The organism is Micromonospora sp. CNZ295 (assembly GCF_004217535.1).
On the sequence record NZ_SHKZ01000001.1, the window covers coordinates 925,001 to 946,408 of the forward strand.

At 70.4% G+C, this 21,408-nt stretch carries 21 protein-coding genes, 2 tRNA genes, 1 rRNA gene and 2 pseudogenes (1 of these 26 running past the window's edge); 7 read left to right on the forward strand and 19 right to left on the reverse strand.

The features are described 5' to 3' along the window. The 7 genes from EV376_RS04310 to EV376_RS04340 form a co-directional block, all read right to left on the reverse strand. Positions 1-144 (reverse strand): 16S ribosomal RNA (locus tag EV376_RS04310); it reaches 1,373 nt to the left of the window's first position. 812 nt (positions 145-956) lie between these two features. Continuing rightward, positions 957-1,211, reverse strand: coding sequence for an SCO4848 family membrane protein (locus EV376_RS04315; RefSeq protein WP_130320857.1), 255 nt, complete (start codon positions 1,209-1,211; stop codon positions 957-959). 154 nt (positions 1,212-1,365) lie between these two features. Further along, complete coding sequence (locus EV376_RS04320; RefSeq protein WP_130320858.1) at positions 1,366-1,830, reverse strand: hypothetical protein; 465 nt, start codon at positions 1,828-1,830, stop codon at positions 1,366-1,368. 333 nt (positions 1,831-2,163) lie between these two features. Continuing rightward, positions 2,164-2,433: a hypothetical protein gene (locus tag EV376_RS04325; RefSeq protein WP_130320859.1), complete on the reverse strand. Its 270-nt coding sequence runs from the start codon at positions 2,431-2,433 to the stop codon at positions 2,164-2,166. Positions 2,434-2,447: 14 nt separating this feature from the next. Beyond that, a complete protein-coding gene (locus tag EV376_RS04330; protein ID WP_486482860.1) occupies positions 2,448-3,530 on the reverse strand; it encodes a WXG100-like domain-containing protein in 1,083 nt (360 codons plus the stop codon). Next, the gene (locus EV376_RS04335) at positions 3,514-3,855 is read right to left on the reverse strand and encodes a WXG100 family type VII secretion target (protein WP_130320861.1); all 342 of its coding nucleotides are present in this window, start codon (positions 3,853-3,855) and stop codon (positions 3,514-3,516) included. Before EV376_RS04335 ends, EV376_RS04330 begins: the two co-directional genes overlap by 17 nt. A 4-nt stretch (positions 3,856-3,859) precedes the next feature. After that, the gene (locus EV376_RS04340; protein ID WP_165437953.1) at positions 3,860-4,252 is read right to left on the reverse strand and encodes a YbaB/EbfC family nucleoid-associated protein; all 393 of its coding nucleotides are present in this window, start codon (positions 4,250-4,252) and stop codon (positions 3,860-3,862) included. Between the two features lie 176 nt (positions 4,253-4,428). Here EV376_RS04340 and EV376_RS04345 point away from each other — a divergent pair, with 176 nt between their 5' ends. Further along, a complete protein-coding gene (locus EV376_RS04345) occupies positions 4,429-4,956 on the forward strand; it encodes a DUF6244 family protein (protein WP_130320863.1) in 528 nt (175 codons plus the stop codon). 108 nt (positions 4,957-5,064) lie between these two features. On the opposite strand, the gene EV376_RS04350 is transcribed toward EV376_RS04345, so the two are convergent. Both EV376_RS04350 and EV376_RS04355 read right to left on the reverse strand, forming a co-directional pair. After that, a complete protein-coding gene (locus tag EV376_RS04350) occupies positions 5,065-6,600 on the reverse strand; it encodes a non-reducing end alpha-L-arabinofuranosidase family hydrolase (protein ID WP_130320864.1) in 1,536 nt (511 codons plus the stop codon). An 832-nt stretch (positions 6,601-7,432) separates the two neighbouring features. Further along, on the reverse strand, positions 7,433-7,612 hold the full coding sequence (locus EV376_RS04355) for a hypothetical protein (protein WP_130320865.1): 180 nt from the start codon (positions 7,610-7,612) through the stop codon (positions 7,433-7,435). Between the two features lie 141 nt (positions 7,613-7,753). Here EV376_RS04355 and EV376_RS04360 point away from each other — a divergent pair, with 141 nt between their 5' ends. Then, positions 7,754-7,987 carry a GntR family transcriptional regulator gene (locus EV376_RS04360; RefSeq protein ID WP_130320866.1) on the forward strand — a complete coding sequence of 78 codons (234 nt, stop codon included), beginning with the start codon at positions 7,754-7,756 and terminating at the stop codon, positions 7,985-7,987. 113 nt (positions 7,988-8,100) lie between these two features. Here EV376_RS04360 and map read toward each other — a convergent pair whose 3' ends face one another. Next, positions 8,101-8,919 (reverse strand): type I methionyl aminopeptidase, encoded by an 819-nt coding sequence (gene map, locus EV376_RS04365; RefSeq protein ID WP_130320867.1) that lies wholly within the window; start codon positions 8,917-8,919, stop codon positions 8,101-8,103. Positions 8,920-8,994: 75 nt separating this feature from the next. Between map and EV376_RS04370 the strand changes: the two genes are divergently transcribed. Then, positions 8,995-9,261, forward strand: a complete 267-nt coding sequence (locus EV376_RS04370; protein ID WP_130320868.1) for a helix-turn-helix domain-containing protein — start codon at positions 8,995-8,997, stop codon at positions 9,259-9,261. A gap of 63 nt (positions 9,262-9,324) precedes the next feature. On the opposite strand, the gene EV376_RS04375 is transcribed toward EV376_RS04370, so the two are convergent. The 3 genes from EV376_RS04375 to EV376_RS04385 all read right to left on the reverse strand — a co-directional run bounded on the left by EV376_RS04375 (position 9,325) and on the right by EV376_RS04385 (position 12,476). Continuing rightward, a complete protein-coding gene (locus tag EV376_RS04375; RefSeq protein WP_130320869.1) occupies positions 9,325-10,026 on the reverse strand; it encodes a response regulator transcription factor in 702 nt (233 codons plus the stop codon). A gap of 88 nt (positions 10,027-10,114) precedes the next feature. Continuing rightward, positions 10,115-11,326 (reverse strand): histidine kinase, encoded by a 1,212-nt coding sequence (locus tag EV376_RS04380; protein ID WP_130320870.1) that lies wholly within the window; start codon positions 11,324-11,326, stop codon positions 10,115-10,117. A gap of 4 nt (positions 11,327-11,330) precedes the next feature. Next, positions 11,331-12,476 carry a phospholipase D-like domain-containing protein gene (locus EV376_RS04385; protein WP_130320871.1) on the reverse strand — a complete coding sequence of 382 codons (1,146 nt, stop codon included), beginning with the start codon at positions 12,474-12,476 and terminating at the stop codon, positions 11,331-11,333. Between the two features lie 354 nt (positions 12,477-12,830). Between EV376_RS04385 and EV376_RS04390 the strand changes: the two genes are divergently transcribed. Continuing rightward, positions 12,831-13,274 carry a hypothetical protein gene (locus EV376_RS04390; protein WP_130320872.1) on the forward strand — a complete coding sequence of 148 codons (444 nt, stop codon included), beginning with the start codon at positions 12,831-12,833 and terminating at the stop codon, positions 13,272-13,274. Between the two features lie 57 nt (positions 13,275-13,331). Here the strand turns inward: EV376_RS04390 and EV376_RS04395 are convergent, their stop codons facing one another. Continuing rightward, positions 13,332-13,667 carry a GNAT family N-acetyltransferase gene (locus tag EV376_RS04395; RefSeq protein ID WP_130328514.1) on the reverse strand — a complete coding sequence of 112 codons (336 nt, stop codon included), beginning with the start codon at positions 13,665-13,667 and terminating at the stop codon, positions 13,332-13,334. Between the two features lie 341 nt (positions 13,668-14,008). On the opposite strand from EV376_RS04395, the pseudogene EV376_RS30705 reads away from it, so the two are divergent. Further along, positions 14,009-14,113 (forward strand): annotated as a pseudogene (locus EV376_RS30705) (hypothetical protein); the annotation flags it as partial. Positions 14,114-14,158: 45 nt separating this feature from the next. Here the strand turns inward: EV376_RS30705 and EV376_RS04400 are convergent. The 3 genes and pseudogenes from EV376_RS04400 to EV376_RS04410 form a co-directional block, all read right to left on the reverse strand. Then, positions 14,159-14,767: pseudogene (locus EV376_RS04400) on the reverse strand (IS256 family transposase); the annotation flags it as partial. Between the two features lie 609 nt (positions 14,768-15,376). After that, positions 15,377-15,449, reverse strand: a tRNA-Arg gene (locus EV376_RS04405). A 35-nt stretch (positions 15,450-15,484) separates the two neighbouring features. After that, positions 15,485-15,575 (reverse strand) — tRNA-Ser (locus EV376_RS04410). A gap of 150 nt (positions 15,576-15,725) precedes the next feature. Between EV376_RS04410 and EV376_RS30710 the strand changes: the two genes are divergently transcribed. After that, positions 15,726-17,411 carry a hypothetical protein gene (locus tag EV376_RS30710; protein WP_486482512.1) on the forward strand — a complete coding sequence of 562 codons (1,686 nt, stop codon included), beginning with the start codon at positions 15,726-15,728 and terminating at the stop codon, positions 17,409-17,411. Positions 17,412-17,424: 13 nt separating this feature from the next. On the opposite strand, the gene EV376_RS04420 is transcribed toward EV376_RS30710, so the two are convergent. Beyond that, positions 17,425-18,195 (reverse strand): CPBP family intramembrane glutamic endopeptidase, encoded by a 771-nt coding sequence (locus EV376_RS04420; RefSeq protein WP_130320873.1) that lies wholly within the window; start codon positions 18,193-18,195, stop codon positions 17,425-17,427. Positions 18,196-18,338: 143 nt separating this feature from the next. On the opposite strand from EV376_RS04420, the gene EV376_RS04425 reads away from it, so the two are divergent. After that, complete coding sequence (locus EV376_RS04425) at positions 18,339-19,457, forward strand: globin domain-containing protein (protein ID WP_130320874.1); 1,119 nt, start codon at positions 18,339-18,341, stop codon at positions 19,455-19,457. 217 nt (positions 19,458-19,674) lie between these two features. Here EV376_RS04425 and EV376_RS04430 read toward each other — a convergent pair whose 3' ends face one another. Then, the gene (locus EV376_RS04430; RefSeq protein WP_130320875.1) at positions 19,675-21,195 is read right to left on the reverse strand and encodes a peptide deformylase; all 1,521 of its coding nucleotides are present in this window, start codon (positions 21,193-21,195) and stop codon (positions 19,675-19,677) included. Between the last annotated feature and the right edge of the window lie 213 nt (positions 21,196-21,408).

Here is a 21,408-nt window from a genome sequence, read left to right on the forward strand (position 1 = left end):
GTTATCCCAAAGCCTAGGGCAGGTTGCTCACGTGTTACTCACCCGTTCGCCGCTCGAGTACCCCGAAGGGCCTTTCCGCTCGACTTGCATGTGTTAAGCACGCCGCCAGCGTTCGTCCTGAGCCAGGATCAAACTCTCCAACAAAAAATTGAAGAAAATCCCGACAACAACAAAAGTTGCCAAAGGAATCCAAAACCAGCCAAGACCAAAAAGGCCCGACCAGTCCAGGGTATAAAACAATTGGCACTGGCTTATCAAGCACCCTGTTGAGTTCTCAAAGAACAACCACACACCATCAAGACACCCACAAACCGCAGGCACCCATCCGGGGCAACCGTCCCACCCGACACGCGGCCGGGCACTTTTACTACGTTACCTCACCGTCTCTGCCGTGTCAAACCGTGTGTCCCGGTCTGTCATGCTTCGTACGGCTCGGCTCCGGTGAGCGCGCGCAGCGATAATCCACCGCACGTGATCATCGGATTCGGCAGAACCGGCCGCCGCGGTCTCCCGCTGGCTCGCCCGGTGCCCTGCCGGTCGTTAACCATACCCGGTCGGTTTCGCCGCGCCAAATCGGCCTCGTGGCAGATCTGGCGGGGCCCCGCCCGGCCCGGCGGAACAGGGGTGGAACCCGCTGCCCGTCGGTGCCGATCCGTTCCCGGGCTCCTGGGCTTTCGCCCTGTTTGCCCCGTTCCCGACCGGCAGAGAGAAAGTTACGCGGCTGTGGGTTTGAACGTCAAATCGGGGGGTAGCGACGCCCGTCACACGCCCTCCGAAGGTTGCGTCAGCCGACGCCGGCGACGATTCCGGCCGGTACCGGAAGGCGACTCGCGGCGCAGCTGACGCCTTCCGCTCGATAGCCCGTGGCCCCGGAGGCCGCCCCGGTGGCCCCTGACTCGGGACGGCGCCGCCGACGGCTACAACGTGCCGCGCGCCGGCTCGGGAGCCCGCCCGCCTCAGCCGGCCGAGGAACGCCGGGCGGCGAGGACGCCGCGGACGCCGAGCACTCCGACGGTGGTGCCGATGGCCAGGGAGGCTCCGATCAGGAGGGCGTGGACCCACAGGAAGCCGGTCGCCGGGAAGTCCCCGACCACCCCGCTCGTCCAGGACCGGGGGTCCTGCCAGATGGCGACGGCGAAGCGGGGCCAGATCACCCAGGTCCAGACGCCCACGGCGACGAGGAAGAGCGCCCAGCCACGCGACAACACCATGGCGCCCGAGTATGCCACCGGGTCGCGGCCCGGCCGACGCCTGCAACCGCGACGGTGCGCGCGAAGCTCTTCCGGCCCGGCCCGGCCCGGCCCGGCCCGGCCCAGGCCCCGGCGGACCGGCCCGCGCCGAGTGGCACGGGCCGGGCCTCGGGCGTCAGAAGCAGGTGCCGATGCCGCCGATCGCCGGGTTCGCGCGGTCGTGGTAGTGGATCGTGCCGGCGGCATCGGCCATGAAGCCGCCCCAGATCGCGCAGCCACCCAGGACGTACGCCCGGGCCGGGCCGGCGGCGTAGAGCCGGTTCCCGTCGTCGGAGTGGGTGGGCAGGTACTGGGCGGCCAGGTAGACCTGGGTGCGGGTCAGCGCGCCGACGTACGCGGACTTGACGGTGACCGTGCAGGCGTAGCCGACGAGCGGGTTGTACATCAGGTAGACGGTGCCAAGGCGCTCGCCGGTCTGCGTGTGGTGGATCGGGTCCTGGTCGCGCAGGACGTAGCCCAGGCCGCACAGCGACTGGGGAGTGGCGGGGTTGACGGCGGCCTGTGCGGCGGCACCCGTCCCGGCGAGCAGCCCCACCGTGAGCGCGAGCACCATTGCGGCTCGACGAATGGCACGGAACATTTTTCACCCTTCTCCGGTCCGGCTGATTCGCGACCAGAATGGTGTTCGGGCGGGGTCGGCCGAATGTGCCGTGGAGCCACTACCGATTACCGCTCGATGTGCCGATCGCCAATCCGCCCCCCGTTGACCTGGGACGACGGCCGCAGACGCATGAGGCAGCTCGAATATGACGAAATTCGCAGCCGTATGTTCCGGAGCGCCATAAACAGCGGCCCACCTCCGCCGCTATTTGAGCGGGCCGGCGTGCTGGGACACGCCGGGCCGGCCGAGGAGTGCGGTGCGGCCCCGGCGCCGGTCCGACCGACCTGCCGGCGTACCCCTGGGCCCGGGCCGTCAGCCGCGGGCCGCGAGGGCCGCCGAGAGCCGGCCCAGGAACTCGCGGATGGTCTCCTCGCTGTGCGGGGCCTCGACCTGGTCGTTGAGCGGCCCCGGGTAGCGCAGTGCCTGGGTGAGCGCGTCCAGGGTCTCGGCGCGGTCGCCCGGGTAGTTCCCGCCGACCACCCCGTCGGCGACCCGCGCGACGACGGCGTCGTCGAGTGCCCGGTCGAACTGGATGCCGTAGAGGATCCCGTTGACGTGGCCCTTCCAGCTGTCGCTGCTCATGCTCCGCTGTCTCCCTAGAAGATCCGGCTGCCGTCCCAGCTGTGGATCGGGACGTTGCCGAGGCCGTTGCGCTTGAACTCGGCGTCGAGGTTCGCCATGTGGCCCGGGTCGGGCTGGTAGTGGCCGCTCCGGGCGGTCGCGAGCTGCACCCTACCGTCCTTGACCACCAGCTCACCGGCGGCGGCGACCGGCTGTCCGTTGCCCAGAGTGGAGTGGTGGAAGTCGCCGACCTTCTGGTACGTGGACGCGTAGATGTTGCCGTTGCGGTCCATCACGAAGATGGCCTGACCGTCGCCGCTGAACACGGTGCTGGAGGCGGACGTGTCGTAGGGCCGACCGTCCTTGGCGCTGCGCAGGATGCCGTCGCCGTCGAAGAAGACCCGGTGCTCCTCCAGTTGTTCAGGGGTGAGCCGGCGCACCGGTGTCGGGAAGAAGCCGCCGGGTAGGTGCTCGTTCCGGTACTTGTCGAGCATCGGCTTCGTGTTGTGGTAGCGCGGCGTGGTGTGCGGGCCCGGGATGCCGGGCCGTGGGCCACGGCCGGGACCCCGGCCGCCCCGGCGGCTGAACCGGCGGAGCAGCGTCTTGGCCCGTTTCAGCAGCCGGGGGATGATCTCCTTGACGACCCGCTCGACTACCTCCTTGACGATCCGCTGGATGGCCATCCGGGCGACGCCGATCGAGACCGGGATCTGGGCGAGCGAGGCGCCGAGGCTGGGTGCGGCGGCGGCCAGCGCCATCGCCACCTGAACGACGAGGATCACCAGCTGGATGATCACGAGGATCTTCTGCGTGAGGGTGATGATCGCCATCACGAGCAGGGCCATGCCGATCAGCTCGGCGGCCTGCGCGCCGTCCTCCATCCGGCGCGGCGGACCCTCCTCACCGCGCCACACCTGCTCGAACGCCCGGACGTCGTCGCCGCGGTTGGTTCCCCAGACCTGGGCGGCGCCCTTCTCCGCGTCCCCGACGGCGGCACGCAGCCGACCGGCGAACGCGAACCACATCTGCGACGCCTGGAACAGCAGTTCCTCGTCCGCGGTCGGCCAGGTGAAACCGACCCAGCCCAGGGCCTCCGCGAGCTCAGGAGGCAGCTGCATACCCACCGGGCAGCTCCATCCGGTTGAAGAGTTCGGCGTTGCTGGTCTCGATCGCCTCGTAGGCGTCGGCGCTGCCGGTGAGGTTCTCGGTGACCTCCAGCAACTGGTCGGCCATCGACCGGTAGACGTCCAGGGCGTGCGTCAGCACCTCGACGTAGACGGCGCCGAAGAGCGAGCCCGCCTCGTCGGAGCCCCACGGGCTGCCCGAGCCGGTCACCGTGCCCTCGAGGCCGGTGACCTCCCCGCCGAGCTGCTGGCCCGTCGTGCCGAGCGAACCCGCGGCGGCACGCAACGCCGCGACGTCGACCTCGATCCCGTCGGACACGCCGTCACCGCCGTTCGATCCGGCGGGTGGCGGCGTCGAGGTCGCTGATCATGCGGTCGAAGCCCCGGAAGGCGTCCTCCGAGACGCGTTCGAGCTGCCGGGTCAGGGCTCCGGTGTCGGGCACCGCACCGCCGAGCGTCTCCGCGCGCCGGGCACGCTCGTCGTCCTGCGCGGCCCGGACGGCCGCCAGGACGTACTCGGCGATGGCCGACGTGCCGGCCCGCAGCAGGCCCGGGTCGATCACCAGCGACTCGAGGCGACCGAAGGCGGACACCTCCGCCTCGACCAGCCCGTCACCCCCGCTGCCGCGCCCGACCAGCCCGTCGACGTCCGGTGTGTCCGGTCGGTCGTCCGGTTGGGCCGTGCCCTCGCCGGTGGCCTGGCGCAACAGCCGCATCGCTTCCTCCAGCGATCGGCTGAGGCCAGACGGATCGATGCCCCCCATTGCCACCACCTCACGGTCCGGTTCTTCGTCCTCCCCCGGGACGGGCGAGACTACCAATGGCAGGTGGCGCCCGGATACCGGCGGTCGCCTGTGGACCCGCGTTCGCCCCTGCAGGGAGGAAACCGTCCGTGACGCACATCGAGAAGATCGCCACCGAGCTGCGTACCCTCGGTGCCGGCGTCGAGCGGGCGCGGGCCCTCGCCGCGACCGCCGACCACCAGGCCCAGGAGGTCGCGCTCCGCGCCGCCGGCGCCGGCTTCGCGGCGGTCGCGGCGGGCCTGACCCGGGTACGCGGTGCGGTCGCCGCGGTGCAGGGCCGGCTGGGGGGTCTCGCCACCTCGGTCGGTGAGACGACGACGGCGACGGCAGCGGTCCCCCGGGAGGCGACGCCGGAGGAGACCGTCGCCGGGCTGGGCCCGGTACGGGCGGGCATCGCGGGCCTCCGCACCGCGTCCGCCGCCACCATCGTCCAGGTCAGCGAGGCACAGCAGCTCGTCACGGTCGTCCTGCAGGGCGGCCAGCCGGGGGCGCTGCTGCAGACTCTGGAGAGCGTCAAGCAGGTGCTCCTGCAGGTGGTGCAGCGCACCAGCACGGCGGAGCGGCGGGTCGACGAGGCGACCGCCGAGGCACGGCGACTGGGATCGTCCGGCGCCTGACCGGCTCGCCCGCGGGATGGTCCGGCTAGCCGGGTGGCCCGGGCGGGCTCGGCCGTGCGCCGAGCCCGCCCGCTCCGGCTCCATCCGAGCCGGAGGTGCGGCACGCCACTAGCGTTGCAGCGTCAGCAGACCCGGCCGGTAGGGCAGGAGCCCGTAGTCGCCGCCGGAGTTGGGGGAACGTCCCTGGTAGAGCAACCGCAGGTTGCAGGGGTCAACGGTCATGGTCTGATCGGCGTTGGTGCGGATCAGCTCGCCGTGACTGATGTCGTTGGTCCAGGTGGCGCCACTGTTGGCCTTGCCGGCGAACGGATTGCTCTCGGTCGCGGCCTGCGGCGTCCACGAACCGCCCAGGCTGGTGGCGGTGAACGACCGGAAGTAGCGACCCTGCGACCCGATCGCCTCGACGAGCATGAGGTACCGGTTCTGGCCCTGGAGCTTGTAGACCTGGACCCCTTCGAACAGGTTGTTGGTCGTGTCGGTCATGATCGTCGTGTAGTTCGAGCCGAAGCTGCCCGGGAAGTTCCCGATCGGCATGCTGGCCCGGTAGATCCTGCCGTTGTCCCCGGCGAAGAACAGGTACATGTTCTGGTCGTCACCGATGAGCGCCTGGTCGATGGGCCCGGTGGAGGAGTTGGAGATGCTGCCGGTGAAGAGCGTCTGGTGGGCCGACCAGCTGTTCACGTTGGTCGGGTCGGTCGACGTCCGGTAGGAGAACGCCGGTCCACCCCACTGGTAGGCGAGCACCCAGATGTTCCGCGGCGCGAAGTAGAACAGCGAGGGTGCGACAGCCGCGAACGGCATCTGGTTCTGGCTGGCCGAGCCCATGTCCGACCAGTTCGTGAAGAGGCCGAAGTTCATCGAGCCCCAGGTCGTTCCGGTGTCGTGCGTGGTCGCGTAGACGAGCTGCCTGCCGTTGTAGGGGGCGTGGGTGAAGTCCTTGAGCGAAACCCACCCCGACCTCGGTTGCGCCAGCGCACCGGTCGACGACCAGCGGTACGTCGACGGGAGCGAGCAGGTGCCGGGCGGCGGCGTGGTCGGCGGCGGCGTCGTCGGGGTGCCCCCGCCGTCGACACGGACGAGCTGCCACTGCTGGTTGGCACCGTTCCAGTCGTCGTACTGCACGATGTTTCCACCGTCGGCGGTCGACGCGCCCTGCACCTCCACCACCTTGTTGCTGTGCCGGCTGATCAACCGGACGTAGCCGCCGTCGGAGTCGGCCAACCGGAACTGCTGGTTGTTCCCGTTGTGATCGGACCACTGCACGATGCTGGCACCGTTGGCGGTCGACCAGTTGTAGACGTCCAGGACCTTGCCGGACAGCCGCGACCGCAGCCGGTAGTAGCCACCGCCGGAGTCCACGAACTGCCACTGCTGCTGGTTGCCGTTGTTCCGCGTCCACTGCACGATGCGGGCGCCGTCGTTGGTGGCCAGGTTGTACACGTCCAGGGCCTTGCCGCTGTTGCGGTTGAGCAGCACGTACCACGCGCTCGTGTCGACCGTCGCCGCGGCGGCGGGCGTCGAGGCGACCACCGCGGCCGCGCCACCGACCACCAACGCCGTCACGCCGGCGGCGACGACCCGTAGCAGTCGCCCGCGCCGCCGCGACGGCGGCGCTGTCGATGGGGATCTACCAAAGGCGAACATGATCCTCCTCCACCAACCACGAGCCGGCCCGACCCTCTCAAGCTGGGCGCTGCACGACTCATGGCTGGATTCTCGGGTATGGATTGTTAGCGTTAACAGACTTCCGGTTGCTCTGGCGCACGCCTGATCCAGGGGCCGGCGCGGCAGGGCTTGCCCGGTAAGCCGACGGCCTTGCCGCCCCTGACCATCGACTGTGGGCGATAACAATCCGTTCGTCAAGTCGCAATCTTCGCCGAGTGGCGGAGTCAGCGGGCCGCGATCCGTGGCGCAACCACTCCCGACCCACTCCCGGCAGGCGTCATGTCACTCCGACCCAAACGAGTGCCTGCGCGATCATCATGTTGGCGATAACATCGATGCCCGTCGTGGGGGGTACGCGATCAGCGGCATCAGCAGGCCCGGCACCACCGCGGCCGCGACGGGCGCGTCACCAGTTGGCTGGCGGATCGCTGGCGGGGAACGACTGCCTCCCCCACTCATCGACGAGGTCACCGGTGTCGGCGGCGGCGGTGCCCGTACGCGACTCGAAGTCCGTGGCTGCCGTGCTCTGCTCCGCCGGCAGCGACGGCTTTGGCGCAACGGGCGAGTGCGCGGCACCTGAAGTTGGCTGGATCATCGCTGGAGCTCCGATCTGCTCGCCTTGGGCTGGTCAGGTAGCCGCGGCGCTGGCAGTCATCCGTGCCAGCGAGAACGTGGACTGAGGCAGGTCCCGAACCAGCGCGAGCCTGAACGTACGGGACCCCGACACGTTCCCGGCCATGCCGCGAGCCTACGACGCCCGGCACGCTTCCGCCCGGCGCGCACGGTGGTTTGATCGACTGCCGCGAATCACCTACTGAGTTGCCCTACGCAGCCGCCTGCGCTCAGCCCGATCCGCGCGGAACGTGGCCAGGACGCCGGCCGCCTCGTCCAGCTTCCGGCAGCCTTCGTCCGTGCAGTGCGGACAGGTGGCCTTCTCGTGCAGCGCGACGCAGTATGAGGCCTGCTCGACGTAGAAGGGGATGCGGCTCACGATCTCCGGCACGCCCAACGTTCGCTCCCCTCCGAGGTTTACCGACGCCCTCCAAAGGTAGTCCAACTCGTTCAACTCGTCTAGGACGTCTAGCCCGTACCCAACAGCCTAGTCCTCTTAGCCATCCATAAGGTCCCGGTCATGGTTGACGAGATGTCCCCGGTGGCGCTCTACATCCAGCTCGCAGACCTCCTCGCCAAACAGATCGAGGAGGGAAAGCTGAAGCCGCGTCAGCCGCTCCCGAGCGAAGCCACCCTTCAGCAGGAGTACGGCGTGGCACGGGGCACGGTCCGGGCGGCGGTTCGGCTGCTCCGGGAGCGGGGCTTGGTCGTGACACTGCCGGCCCGAGGGACGTACGTCGCGGAGAAGTCCTGACCCGCCGGAACCACCGCGCTTTCCCGGAGCGGGACCCGGCTCACCCGGCGATCGTGGCCCTCCGGGCGGCATGGAGCTGGTGCGCCCGAATCTCGCCCTGAGACGGCAGTGGGTCAGGAGGTTGTGGCTGGCTTCCGGGTGGGATCGGGTGAGCTGGCGTCCTGCGTGGGGCGGCGGGTCAGCACCTGGGGGCCGGCAGCCGTGACGGCGACCGTGTGCTCGGAGTGGGCGGTGCGGGAGCCGTCGGCGGAGCGGATCGTCCAGCCGTCGCTGTCGAACTTGATTTTGTCGGTGGACCGGCAGAACCAGGGCTCGATGGCGATGGTGAGGCCGGGCTCGAGCCGCAGGCCGCGGCGAGCGCGGCCCTTGTTGGCGACGTGCGGGGCCTCGTGCATGGTGCGGCCGATGCCGTGGCCGCCGAACTCGCCGTTGACGCCGTAACCGTAGGAGTGGGCGACCTCGCCGATGGCGGCGGAGACGTCTCCGAGGCGGCCGCCGGGCTGTGCGGCGGCGATACCGGCCTCGAGTGCGACCTCGGTGGCCTCGATCAGCCTCAGGTCGGCCGGGTCGGGGGTGCCGACGATGACGGAGAGCGCGGAGTCGGCGACCCAGCCGTCGATGCCGACCGCCATGTCGATGCTGAGCAGGTCGCCGTCCCGCAGGACGTAGTCGTGCGGCAAACCGTGCAGCACCGCGTCGTTGACCGACAGGCACAGGACGTTGCGGAACGGGCCCCGGCCGAACGAAGGTGCGTAGTCCCAGTAGCACGATTCGGCGCCGCGTTCCTTGATCCGGCGGCGGGCGTGGTGTTCGAGGTCCATCAGGTTGACGCCGGCCGCGGCGACAGCGCTCAGCTCGGCGAGCAGCTCGCCGACGAACTGGCCGGTCACCGCCATCCGGCCGATCTCCTCGGCGGACTTTAGCTCGATCACTAAGGTCTCCCTCCCCGGTTGCGGTATTTTTATACCACGGCGGATCGGAGATGCTCGGCGGGATATCCTGCTGGCATGGTTCGCCAACCGCTCACCGCCGAACAGATCGCAGCAGGTCAACGGCTCGGAGCCGCCCTCCGGGCCGCGCGGGCGGGCCGCAGCCTCGGCGAGGTGGCCCTGGCAGCCGGCATCTCCCCGGAGACGCTGCGCAAGATCGAGTCGGGTCGCCTCCCCGCGCCGGCGTTCGGCACCGTGGTCTGCCTCAGCCAGGCCCTCGGCGTACCGCTCAGCGACCTGGCCGACGTCTGGTCGGCCGACATGCCCGTCCGCCAGGCCTGCTAGACCGTTCGACTCCGGCCGCCAACCCTGGCCGGGAAGCGTGAGCCCTACCTTCGTCCAGGCTGGCTACCCCGGTCCCTCCGATCCGTAGGGCCGGCGACCGGGTCGCACCAGGCCGCTCTCGTAGGCGAGCACGACTGCCTGCGCCCGGCTGGTCAGACCGAGCTTCGTCATGGTCCGGTTCAGGTGGGTCTTCACGGTTGCCTCGGAGATGACGAGGCCTTCCGCGATCTCCAGGTTCGACATGCCGCGGCCGACCAGTTGCAGCACTTCCCGTTCCCGGGTGGTCAGGGCGTGCAGTTCCGTCGGCGTCGCCGGCACCGGCTCGGACCCGGAGCGCGGCCGTGCCACGTACGCCTCGACCAGACGTCTCAGGACGCTTGGCGCGAACAGCGTGGTTCCGGCCGCGACCGTGGTCACGGCGTGCAGCAACTGCTCCGGCGGAGTGTCCTTCAGCAGGAACCCGGAGGCGCCGGCCCGCAACGCGTCGTAGACGTATTCGTCCAGGTCGAAGGTGGTCAAGATGATGACCTTCGGAGCCGGGTCACCGGCTGTGGCGACGATCCGCTCCGTGGCGGCGATGCCGCCCATCCCGGGCATCCGTACGTCCATCAGGACGACGTCCGCCGCGGTGGCGGCGGCCAGCTCCACGGCCCGTTCGCCGCTGTCGGCCTCGCCCACCACGTCGATCCCGGGTGCCGCCCCCAACAGGGCCGCGAGCCCGCTGCGGATGAGGACCTGGTCGTCCACCACGAGCACCCGAGTCATCCCGTCATTGTGGACAACCGCTCCGGCCGGTGGAGCACCGGTGCGAGCGGCGGCGCGGCAGCGGCTGGTGGGCACGGGTAGCGCCATGTCACGAGGCTTGCGCCGGCCGCTCCGCTGACGGCGTCGGCAGGACGAGCGTGACGGTGAAGCCGTCGTCGCGTACCACCGTGACGGCGCCGTCGTACTGTCGGGCACGTTCGGCCATCCCGGTCAGGCCCCGCCCACCGCCGGTCGTCGGCCGGGGCAGCTGCCGGACCGGGTGCATGGGGCCCTCGTCGGCAACGGTGGCGACGAACCGCTCGGGCTGGTAGTCGAGGGTGACGGTGGTCGCGCTACCGGCATGGTTCAGCACATTGGTCAGGGCCTCCTGGAGGAACCGGAAGGCACACACGTCCGGCCCCGGCGGCAGCGGCCGGGGCACGCCGGTTGTCACGGTACGGACCGGCAGGCCGGTGGCCCGGATTCGGCACAGCAGGTCGTCGAGCCCGGCCAGCCCCGGCGCGGAACACTCGGGAGGCTCCAGATGGGTGGGCCCGGGCTGCCCCGGCCGGAGCACCCCGAGCATTCCGCGCATCTCGGTGAGCGCCTCGCCGACGGTGTCCAGGACGGTCCGTAGGGCCGAACGGGCGGCGGGCGGGTCGGAGGCCAGCACATACCAGGCGAGTCCCGCCTGAATCGAGACCACCGACAGGTGGTGGGCGACCACGTCATGCAGGTCCCGGGCGATGCGGAGGCGCTCGTCGCTGACCGCCCGCCGAGCCAGCTCCTGCCGATCCCGGCGCAACAGCTCGGTGAGCTCCGCGAGCTGCTCACCACGCTCGTGGAGCCGGCGGGCGGCGCTACCGAGGTAACACACGACCGCCGGCCACACCAGACTCTGGGTCGATGCGGCGACGAGTGAGCCGTGCCGGTCGACCGCGCCCCCGTAGAGCCACACCACCGCGGGCACCGACGCCGCAGCCACGGTCGGGCCGATCGGACGGGTCGCGGCGACCGTGTAGAGGGCCAGCAACGAGCCCGAGCTGTTCACCACCGGGTGGTAGCCCAGGGCTATGGACACCGCCCAGATCGCGCAGAAGAGCAACAGCACGATCACCGGGGCTCGGCGTCGAGCCACCAACATCAGGGCCGCCAGGCAGGTCAACCCCCACCCGACCGCGTCGAATTCCCGATAGAGGCCGGTGGAGTCGCCGGTACCGATAGCGAGGCTCACGGCGGCGGTCGCCGCCGCTAGCGTGCCGTCCAGCAACCATCGATACCGGCTGCTCAGCCGTCGGTAGCTCGACGCGGCCGGCTTCACCGGGTCAGCTGACCTGCACGGCGGCGGCGCGTAGCGCCCAGAAGTTCGACCGGTACTGATCGTGGATGGTCGCCGACTCGATCCGCAGGAGCGCCTCGTCGTTCTCGCGCAGGGCGGCGTTGGAGTAGTTGTGGCTACCGGTCACCACCCACTTGGTGTCCTTTCTCCCGGCGTAGGTGCCCTCGATCAGCATGTACTTCGAGTGCACGATGTAGGTGCCGCTGATCCGGTAGAGCCTGATCCGGCTGTGCCCGGAGAGGATGTTGGGCACGTCGGCGTCGGAGTCGGTGTAGACGACCTCCACCCAGCACTTGCGGTCGGCCAACTCGCGCAGCTTGTTGGCGATCGGGTTACGGCTGAAGTACCACATTCCGATCCGGATGATCGTCCGCCCGGTCTCGGTGCCCGTCGAGCTGTTGCCCTCGCAGGAGACGTTCTCGTTCAGCATGTTGTAGATCGTGTCGGTGGCCTGGGTGGTGCCGGCCCGGGGGAAGAAGTACGACTTGGCGTTGCCGCTGGACTCGGTCCGGTAGTAGTCGTTGTTCTTCACCTGTGCCGCCAGGTCGCGGTGATAGGCGACATAGGAGTTGTAGACGGCAGTGTTGCCCACCAGCGTCACCGCGTTGTTCCAGTAGCGCTCGGCATTGGCGTTGGTCAGGTTGGCCGAGGACTGCACCAGCACATTCGTCGACCCGAGCGTGTTGGAGAACAGGAAGAACTTGTTGTGCATGATCGGTGTGCCGAGGTTGCCGATGCAGGCGCGCCCGGTGGTGCAGACCGTCACCCAGGACCCGCTGGCCCGATTCGTCCCCAACTTGTCGATCAGGCCGGTCACGGCCGGGTAGGCGCGGGACTCTCCGTCGACCACGACCTGCACGTTCACGCCGCGGTCGTACGCCGCCGCCAGGTCGTTCGCCACCCGAGTCAGCGAGAAGTGATAGATCGCCACCCGGATCGTGGAGTCCTGGGCTGCTCCCTGGATCAGTCGCTGTAGGTGTTCGACGATGGCGTACTGCTGACTCGACACGGTCGGATTGTTGAACACCGCGCCGGACGTGACCGCCGCAGCTGCCGGGGCGGTCGGGGTCAGGATCGCGGTGGCGGCCAGGCTGCTGGTGACGACCAGGCCGGCGATGCGACGCAGAAACATGGGCTTTCCTTCGGGGTTGGTTCGGTCGGAAGGCCCGACCTGCCATCCTGGCGTACGCAGGGCCGGCCGACGACCTCGAAGATGAGCATCGATCCCGCGCACGCGCTGGTGAGCGTGAATTTATGCCCGCGGTCGGCGGAGCGCATCAAACCGGCGATTGATGTTCATCTACCACGCTGGTAGCAGCGGGCGCACCGATCTGAACCTGGTGGAGACGCGGACGTTCCCGGCGGCGTGATCCTGACCAGGTACGAGACGAAGCGCTGAGCGCGCCGCCGTGGACAACACGGCGAGCAGCGCCTTTGGAACTGAACCGTTTGGGACATCAACGCGGTCCCCGTTCGCGCCCGCAGCTTGGTCCTCGCGCTCATCGGGCTGCAACGGACGGAGCGGGACGCGGCCGGTAACCGCTGGCAGGAACACGGTTTGCTGTCCACGACGAAGATCGGCACACCGGGCGAGAGAGACGATCCGGGGCCGGTGGTCATCGGGTTTCGAGGCCCTGAGGACGGGCAAGGACATGGCGGGATGTACGAGCCAGGAGCCGGCCTTGAACCGCCGGTAATTGGCACCGGCCAGGAGAGGAAAGCGGCGATGAACCAGCCGGTGGACGACACGACGGCATATGGGCACGATCAGGACCGTCAACCGCCGAAGCGTCGCAGCGCCGCGCAGCAGGCGGCGGATCGTATCCCCGACGACTACGGCCCGGGTGCCGAGGACGGGGCCGCCGTCAACCCGACCTCCGGGATCGAGTACGGCGAGGTCGACAACGGCCCTGATCCCCGGCCTCGTTGACCGTCGGCTCGAAGCCCGCGTCCCCTGGCCTTCTGATGCGTAGGGTGACTTGAACCTTCAGCGGACGTCGGGCGCGGCGGATGCGGGCGCGAGTTCGAATCGGGTCCGTTGGTCGGTGGGCACGAGGTCGAGGTATTCCGGGTGACGTTGGATGTAGCCGCGGATGAATGGGCAGAACGGCAGGACCGCAGATCCCTCTTCGCGGACGGCGTCCAGCGCACCGCGGGCCAGCCTAGAGCCCAGGCCGCGGCCCTCGAAGTTCGACTCGATCACGGTATGGGTGAAGGAGACGGTGTCGTTCCTGCGCCGGTACTCCGCGAAACCGGCTACCTGTGCGTCTACCATGATCTCGAACCGGCCGGCCGATGGGTTGTCCACAACTGTTGGCTCCATGTGGTCCATCCTCACTCGGCGGCGGGGCCGGTGCAGCGGACGTCAGCGTCCATTTGCCCAGACCTCGACGGGCGATACTCCAACGCACGTCGATCGCGATCGATTCAGTCGTCGCGGTCGCGGTCACCACGAGCGCGTGCGTCCTGGCGTAGGTCCAGGCCGTCCTCACCCGCCGGGCTCATGATCAACAGGTCCCGACCCGCTCGGGACCTGTTGACCGTTACCCGATCTGCCCGGCTTCGAACGACATACAGGAGGCCGATCGAGGGGTGGGCGCTTAGCGGCTTTACCGCCGAACTTCGAGTGCCAGCCGTCGGATCAGGCGAAGATGACGAGCATGGGTGCGGGCGCGACGACCAGGCACGAAGCGCAACCGACCCGGGGCGTGGCCCCGGCTGCGATTGGCGGACTGGACCGATACGCGGGAAACACTGCACCAGTGGCTGCAGATCGTGGGCAAGATCCGTATGGCGCACGCACCAATGGTCAACCACTTCCAGGCCCCATACTTCGCGCCCGCCGTCGGCGTTGACCCCGACCGCGATCAGCGCGTGGACGTTGACCGTCCGCCCGTGCTCACGGACCTTCATCGTCAGCGCGTCGGTCCACACAAACGTGTAATGCCCGCTGTCGAGGGGCCGGTTGCGGAACGCCTCGACCTGCGCGTCCAAGTGCGCGGCCATCTCCGAGACCTGCGACTTCGACAACTGCCGGATCCCGAGCTGCTCAACCAGCTTCTCCACCCGCCGCGTCGACACCCCGAGCAGATACGACGTCGCCACCACCGACACCAACGCCTGTTCGGCCCGCCGCCGGTGAGTCAGCAACCAGTCCGGAAAGTACGAACCCTGGCGCAGCTTCGGCACCGCCAGATCGATCGTCCCAGCACGGGTGTCCCACTCCCGATGCCGGTAGCCATTGCGGGAATTCACCCGCTCCGCACTGCGCTGCCCGTAACCCGCGCCGCAGATCGCGTCCGCCTCGGCGGACATCAACGCCTGCGCGAACGTCTTGACCATCGCCTGCAACACATCCGGCGACGCGCCCTCGATCTGCTCGCACAGCAGCTCAACGGGGTTCACACTCTCTGATGCGGCCATCGCGTACCTCTTCCTTCTCTGACTTGGTCGTCTTGAAGGATCGACGCGATGGCCGTCTCTCATCTACGCAACACGCCCATCACAAGTCGTACACCACTTCCGTGGACGCAACCTCGAGAAACCCCGGTCGGGATCCACAAATGCGGCGACGGCGGACGGAGCCCGGCCGAACGCAAGGCGATAACCCATCACACCGAAGGGTCGGCGCTGCCCCGCTCCGCCGTGCCGGTCGCAAGGGTGGAATCAGATGCGTGACCTTCCGACCGTCACCGCCGATACTCGCCCTGACCCGACGTCCCGCCCCGCGCTCCTCACCGTGCGCCAGCCCAGGTCAACGGCGGCCGACCGTCCGGGCAGCCACCCAGCAGAGAAGATCCACGACACCGACCGGTCGCCGCCCACGCGCCGGCATTCCGACCATGATCCAGACCAGGCGACATACAGACGCACTGGTCAGCACCCACCGGCACGAACCCCCGCCACTACAGCACGTGACAACGGAGCACCATCGGAGCACCAGATTCCAGATCTTGGGAAGATCCGTCCCAATCCCTAGAAGCAGTCAAGGCCGTGACCGACGTTTCCGCTGGTCACAGCCTCGATCGTTTGCGCGCCCGAAGGGACTCGAACCCCTAACCTTCTGATCCGTAGTCAGATGCTCTATCCGTTGAGCTACGGGCGCTGGTGCTCAGCCAGCCTACACGACCGGCTTTCGCGCGGAGACTCCGGGATTCGAACCCGGGAGGGGCTTTAAGACCCCAACCGCATTAGCAGTGCGGCGCCATAGACCAGACTAGGCGAAGTCTCCCCGGCGGCCCTCGCAGGCCACCGGGCCCGAGGATACAGGGCCCCACCCACCGGGAGCAAAGCGACTTCCTCCCGTACGCCGGACCGGCTCCGCAGCCCATCGGGATTCCCCCGCTGTGCCGGAACGTGATCAAGGCTACGCTCCATCGATATGCACGAGCAGTCGCCGAGCGAGTCACCCCGTCGAGAGCCCGCGGAGAAGCAGCGACGCTCGCCGCGGGCGATGTTCACCCCGCCGCCGACCCCGGTGGAGCCCAAGCCGGTCGACGGCGAGGGCGAACAGCGGCGGCCGGGGCGGGCGAAGCCGGCACCCGACGTGCTCTTCCAGCCACCGGCGGTCGAGCCACCGGCACCCCGGCAGCCGGCACCGCGGACCGCCGCGGAGTCGCCGGCGGCGGAGACCTCAGCGGGCGGCGGTCCGGGGAAGGGCCGGATTTCTCCGAGATCCACGGATACGCCGACAGCGACGGCGGCCGAGGGCGGCAACGAGGCGGCAGCGGGCGGCGACGGCGCCGGGGCCGGTGTGACCGATCGCACGGGGCGTACGCCGCCGTCCGGGCCGGCAGCGGCAGCGACCTCGGCCGCGGCGGAGCCCGCCGCCGCGCCGGCGGCACGGGTCCGGCGGGCGGCGGTGAAGAAGGCCCCGGCCGGCCGTACCCCGTCAACCGTCGGTGCCGGCTCTGCCGACGGTGCCGCTGCCTCGGCCAGCGCCGAGCCGACACCGGTCCCCAGCGAGGCGCCCACGCCCACGAAGCAGACCCGGGCCACCAAGCAGGCCGAGGCCCCCAAGCAGACCGCAGCCACCAAGCAGGCCAAGGTGCCCACGCAGACCGCAGCCACCAAGCGGACCGCAGCCAAGCGGACCACGGCGGCAATCGAACCGACCGCGACGGCCGCCGAGGGGGCGGCGCCGGCCACGACGCCGGCTGCTGACCAGGCGAAGTCGGCTCCAGCCCGGCCAGCCGCCAAGCGGGCCACCGCCGCGAAGGCCACGAAGGCCGCCGCGCGGAAGACCGCCACAGCCCGCACGGCCGCCCCGGAGAAGACCCTGACGACGGCGGAGACCCGAACCGCAGCTGAGAGCCCTATCGCGGCCAAGAGCACCACCGAGAAGGGTCCCGTCACGAACACCGCCGGCGCCGCCCCCGAGGTCGAGGAGCCTCCCGCCACCACGGGCGTTGGGGCGCCCGCCGCGCCGCGTACCCCCGAGCTGGTGGCCCGGAGGATGTTCGACCATCCGGGCTTCGCGCCGGAGCTGCTCGCTCTGGCCGCCGTCGAGGGCATCGGGCCGCGCGCTCAGGAGTGGGCCGCGGGCCTGCGGTCGGCGTACCCGGGGGTGCGGGGCGACGGGTTGGCCCGGCTGGCGACCCGGCGCTACGTCCGGCAGGCCGGGGCGGGCGGCGCGGCTGCCGCGCTCGCCGGCCTGTTCGCGCCGGTCGCCGAGCTGGCGGCGGTGCTCTGGACCCAGGCGAGCCTGGTGCTGCACCTGGCGGCGGCGTACGACCGCGATCCAGCGCACCCGGACCGGGCGGTGGAGTTGCTGGTCCTGACCCAGGTCCACCCGGACGCGGACAGCGCCCGGGCGGCGCTCGCGGCGGCGCGGGCGCTGGACGGGCCCGGCGCGGGGCCCTGGCCGCGGGCGGCGGAGGCGGCGTGGCGGTTGGCCGCACCACTCGCCGCGCAGGCGGGCGGGTGGCTGGCGCTGCGGCTGGCGTCCCGGCTGTTGCCCGGCGCGGCGGCGCTCGCGGCCGCGGCCGGCGACGCGGCGGCGACCGAGCGCCTGGCGGCCCGTGCCGTCGCCGCCTACCGGCCGTCGCGCGCCGCCCGTCTCGGCTGAGGCGATCCGCTCGTCAGAGCCAGTCGAACCATTCCTTGGGCAGCAGGCTGTAGCCGACGAAGGCCACGATGTCGAGCAGCGTGTGCGCCACCACCAGCGCCAGCACCCGCCGGGTCCGCAGGTAGAACAGGCTGAACACCACGCCCATGATCGCGTTGCCGAGGAACGCGCCGAAGCCCTGGTACAGGTGGTACGAGCCGCGCAGCAGCGCACTCGTCGCGACGACCGCGACGAGCCGCCACTGGAGCTGCCGGAGCCGGGTGACCAGGTAACCGACCACGATCACCTCTTCCAGCACGGCGTTCTGCACGGCGGCGAGGATCAGCACGGGGACCGCCCACCACAGGTCGGGCAGCGCGGCCGGCACGAGCGTGGCGTTGAGGCCGAGCTGGGCCGCCGCCCAGAACAGGGCGAGGCCGGGCAGCCCGATCAGCGCGGCCAGGCCGGCGCCGCGAGCGAGGTCCTGACCGGGTCGCCGGGCGTCCAGGCCGAGGGTCCGGGCCGGGTCGCCGGGGTCCCGCGCCAGCAGGTGTACGGCGAGCAGCACCGGCAGCAGCGCGAACGCGATGCCGAGCAGCTGGTACGTGAGGTCGAGGTACGGCCGCGCGGATCGGGAGGTGTTCAGCGCGGCCGTCTGCGCGGACAGCGGGCCGTCGGCGGTGAGCTTGGCGACGATCGACACGAGGGCGTAGACGGCCGACTGGCCGAGGGACAGGCCGAGCACCAGCAGCGTCTCGGTGCCCAGGGTCCGGCGGGCGACCGGGCGGTCCAGCTCGAGGGTCACCGCACCACTGTGCCTGACCGAACGCCCGACCGTGGCGGCGAGGAGGCCTCACGAGCCGGTCGCACATTCTGTGCGACCGGTCGACACTCTCCGTGGACATTCTATGGGTGCCCGATCCCCGTACGGAGAAGGAGCACGCCCCCGTGGATGACGTCGCGCGGCTGCTGAAGGAGAGCTGGACCCTGGTCGAGGAGCACCGGGACCGGTTGAGCGGTCACTTCTACGCCCGGCTCTTCCTCCTGGACCCGGAGCTGCGGTCGCTCTTCCCGGTGCAGATGACCGGCCAGGGTGACCGCCTGCTGGAGGCGATCATCACCGCCATCCACACGGTCGACGACCCGGAGAGCTTCGACGAGTTCCTCCGGGCTCTCGGCCGGGACCACCGGAAGTACCGGGTCGAGGCGGGGAACTACGAGACCATGGGCGTCGCGCTGCTGGACGCGCTGCGCAGCACCGCCGGCGACGGCTGGAACCTGGAGTACGACCAGGCCTGGCGGGACGCGTACGCGGCGATCTCGGAGAAGATGCTCGCCGGGGCGGCGGCGGACGAGAACCCGCCGTTCTGGCACGCCGAGGTGCTGACCCACGAGCGGTACGGATCGGACACCGCGGTGCTGACCGTCCGCGCCCTGCAGCACCCGCTGCCCTGGCGGGCGGGCCAGTACGTGAGCGTCGAGGTGCCCCGCTACCACCCGCGGGTGTGGCGCACGTACTCGGTGGCGAACGCGCCGAACGACGACAACGTGCTGGAGTTCCACGTCCGGACGCCGCCGGGCGCGGGTTGGGTGTCGGGCGCGCTGGTGCGCCGGGTGCGGCCGGGTGACCTGCTGCGGGTGGCCGCCCCGATGGGCTCGATGACGCTGGACCGCACGTCGGAGCGGGATCTCCTCTGCGTCGCCGGCGGGGTCGGGCTGGCCCCGATCAAGGCCCTCGTCGAGGAGCTGGCGAGCTACAACCGGACGCGCTGGGTGCACGTCTTCTACGGGGCGCGGACGCGCGACGACCTGTACGGCCTCCCCGGGCTCCGGGAACTGGTCGCCCGGCATCCGTGGCTGTCGGTGACGCCGGCGTGCAGTGCGGACGAGGGCTTCGACGGCGAGCTGGGCGACATCTCGGACGTGCTCGCGCGGTACGGCCCGTGGACGAGTCACGACTGCTACGTCTCCGGTTCGGCACCGATGGTCCGGGCGACGCTGCGCGTACTGGCCGGGGACGACGTTCCGCCGGAGCGAACCCGGTACGACACCTTCGGCGGGCTCTGAGAAGCGTTTCTCCCCCCAGGACCGGGGCGCGTGCCTCCGCCCGCTCGGGCACGCGTCCCGGTCCCCCCGAACGGGCGGTCCGGCACCGCCCCGCACGACCACGTCCGCCCCGCCGTCCTTCCCACCTGGGCGGACGTGGTCGTGCCGCCCGGCACCAGCAGCGCCTGGCCGGGCCGCCCGGCACAGCGGCGACTGGCCGGCAAAGCCGGGTTCGGCGTCAGTACCGCCAGGGCTGGCCGGAGTAGCCGTACTCCTCGATGGGCACCAGCGGTACGCCGGGAGCCATCCGGTCGGTGTAGAGGTGCCCCTCCAGGTGGTCGATCTCGTGGGCGACGAGGCGGGCCATCCCGTACTCGAACGAGGTGATGATCCGGCCGCCGTCGAGGTGGGCGTGCTCGACGTCGATCCGGAGCGGGCGGGGCACCAGGCCGCGGTGGTCGAAGAAGGAGAGACACCCCTCGTACTGCTCGTCGGCGTCCGGTGACGCGTCGACGACCCGCGGGTTGAGCAGGACGACCGGCTCGGCGGCCCGGTCCGGGGGCCGGACGAGCGCGGCGGCCCGGCCGATGCCGAGTTGCGGGGCGGCGATCCCGACGCCCTTGCTGAACGGGTGCAGCTCGTCGAGGCGGAGCAGCGCCGCGGCGAGCCGGTCGACGAGGTCCCGGGCCGCCTGCTCCTCGCTCGGCAGGTCGAACGGCTGGGCGGGCTGCCGCAGCAGGTCGGCGCCGCGCTGGAGGATGCCGAGGCCGCGCATCCGGTCGCTGGGCCGGACCCGACCCGGTTCCTCCGGCTCGACGTCGGGCCGGGCCCGGAACCGCCACTGCAGCCGGTAGCGGGCGTTCAGCGGCGGCTCGTCGGTCGCCCAGTCGAACAGCACCCGGTCGTCCTCCGTCCGGCGGGCGACCGGGGTGCGCAGCGGGCCCTCCTCCGCCGAGAGCGAGGTCTCCGCGCCCCAGACCTGCGGGTCGAGGGCCGCCGGCAGGTCGAGGCGTACGGCGAGGTGCCGGGTGGGCACGCGGACCGCCCGCTGGAACCACGGCCCCCACTTGTCCGCGCCGACGTGGTACGCGTATTCGATGGTGGCGCGGTCGCCGGGGTAGAGCGGAAAGCGACGGTCTCCGTTCTCGAAGAGCAGCCAGATCTCCTTGAACGCGTCCCGGTCGTGTTTGGCCCGCCAGTGCATGGCCTCGCGTTCGTCCCCGTCCAGCCGGTGCGCGCGCAGTTGCAGCTCGGCGAAGGTGAGCGGATGTTCGCGGTGGTGGCGGTTGGAGCGGCCCGGGTCGCTGGGGTAGCGGTCGACGGCCACGCGCACGAGGTAGCGGGTGACCGGTTCGGTGCCCGCGTTGTAGAGCTCCCGGCGGATGACGCACCGGTACGCCTCGTCGAGGTAGGTGAGGGTGGCCTGTTCGCGTTCGACGATGAGGCCGGTGCCGGGCGGGAGCCACTGCCCGGGGCCCGGCGGTTCCCGGTGGTGGGCCTTGTCGCCGCGGGCGTGGCGCAGCTCGTCGTACTCCCGGAAGCGCTGCCAGATCGCTCCGCTGGCCTCCAGGACGGCCTCCGCCCGGCGGGCGAAGTCCTCGGTGGGGCGGTGTCGGCGCCCCTCGACGTGGCTGACGTACGAGGGGTCGAACCCCATCAGCGTCGCCAGCTGTTTCTTGGACAGCCCCCGCCCGGTCCGGTGCCGGGCGAGTTCGGCGGCGAAGGAGTCGGCAGCCCGATCGAGCGGTGAGGTCGTCATCAGCTTCCTCGTGGCCGGGAGTATTCAGTTTCACGTTCTGTCGCCAATCGTGCACAGAACTGCCACCTTGTCGACAGGACCCTTGACTCGGCAACGATGTGCGTCGATACTCCAGCGGTCGTTTCCCGGGCCCGGCGGCGGGTAGTACGCCGAGGCGAGTGGGCGAGGCCCCAAAATCAGGTGAGGCTTCCCTTAGACCGACGGCGCTGGTTA

Excerpts from the sequence above, each read along its gene's own strand:
- EV376_RS04315 (WP_130320857.1), bottom strand. The coding sequence starts at position 1,211 with ATGGTGTTGTCGCGTGGCTGGGCGCTCTTCCTCGTCGCCGTGGGCGTC.
- EV376_RS04320 (WP_130320858.1), bottom strand. The coding sequence starts at position 1,830 with ATGTTCCGTGCCATTCGTCGAGCCGCAATGGTGCTCGCGCTCACGGTG.
- EV376_RS04325 (WP_130320859.1), bottom strand. The coding sequence starts at position 2,433 with ATGAGCAGCGACAGCTGGAAGGGCCACGTCAACGGGATCCTCTACGGC.
- EV376_RS04330 (WP_486482860.1), bottom strand. The coding sequence starts at position 3,530 with ATGCAGCTGCCTCCTGAGCTCGCGGAGGCCCTGGGCTGGGTCGGTTTC.
- EV376_RS04340 (WP_165437953.1), bottom strand. The coding sequence starts at position 4,252 with ATGCGGCTGTTGCGCCAGGCCACCGGCGAGGGCACGGCCCAACCGGAC.
- EV376_RS04350 (WP_130320864.1), bottom strand. The coding sequence starts at position 6,600 with ATGTTCGCCTTTGGTAGATCCCCATCGACAGCGCCGCCGTCGCGGCGG.
- EV376_RS04360 (WP_130320866.1), top strand. The coding sequence starts at position 7,754 with ATGGTTGACGAGATGTCCCCGGTGGCGCTCTACATCCAGCTCGCAGAC.
- EV376_RS04370 (WP_130320868.1), top strand. The coding sequence starts at position 8,995 with ATGGTTCGCCAACCGCTCACCGCCGAACAGATCGCAGCAGGTCAACGG.
- EV376_RS04375 (WP_130320869.1), bottom strand. The coding sequence starts at position 10,026 with ATGACTCGGGTGCTCGTGGTGGACGACCAGGTCCTCATCCGCAGCGGG.
- EV376_RS04385 (WP_130320871.1), bottom strand. The coding sequence starts at position 12,476 with ATGTTTCTGCGTCGCATCGCCGGCCTGGTCGTCACCAGCAGCCTGGCC.
- EV376_RS04395 (WP_130328514.1), bottom strand. The coding sequence starts at position 13,667 with ATGGAGCCAACAGTTGTGGACAACCCATCGGCCGGCCGGTTCGAGATC.
- EV376_RS30710 (WP_486482512.1), top strand. The coding sequence starts at position 15,726 with ATGCACGAGCAGTCGCCGAGCGAGTCACCCCGTCGAGAGCCCGCGGAG.
- EV376_RS04430 (WP_130320875.1), bottom strand. The coding sequence starts at position 21,195 with ATGACGACCTCACCGCTCGATCGGGCTGCCGACTCCTTCGCCGCCGAA.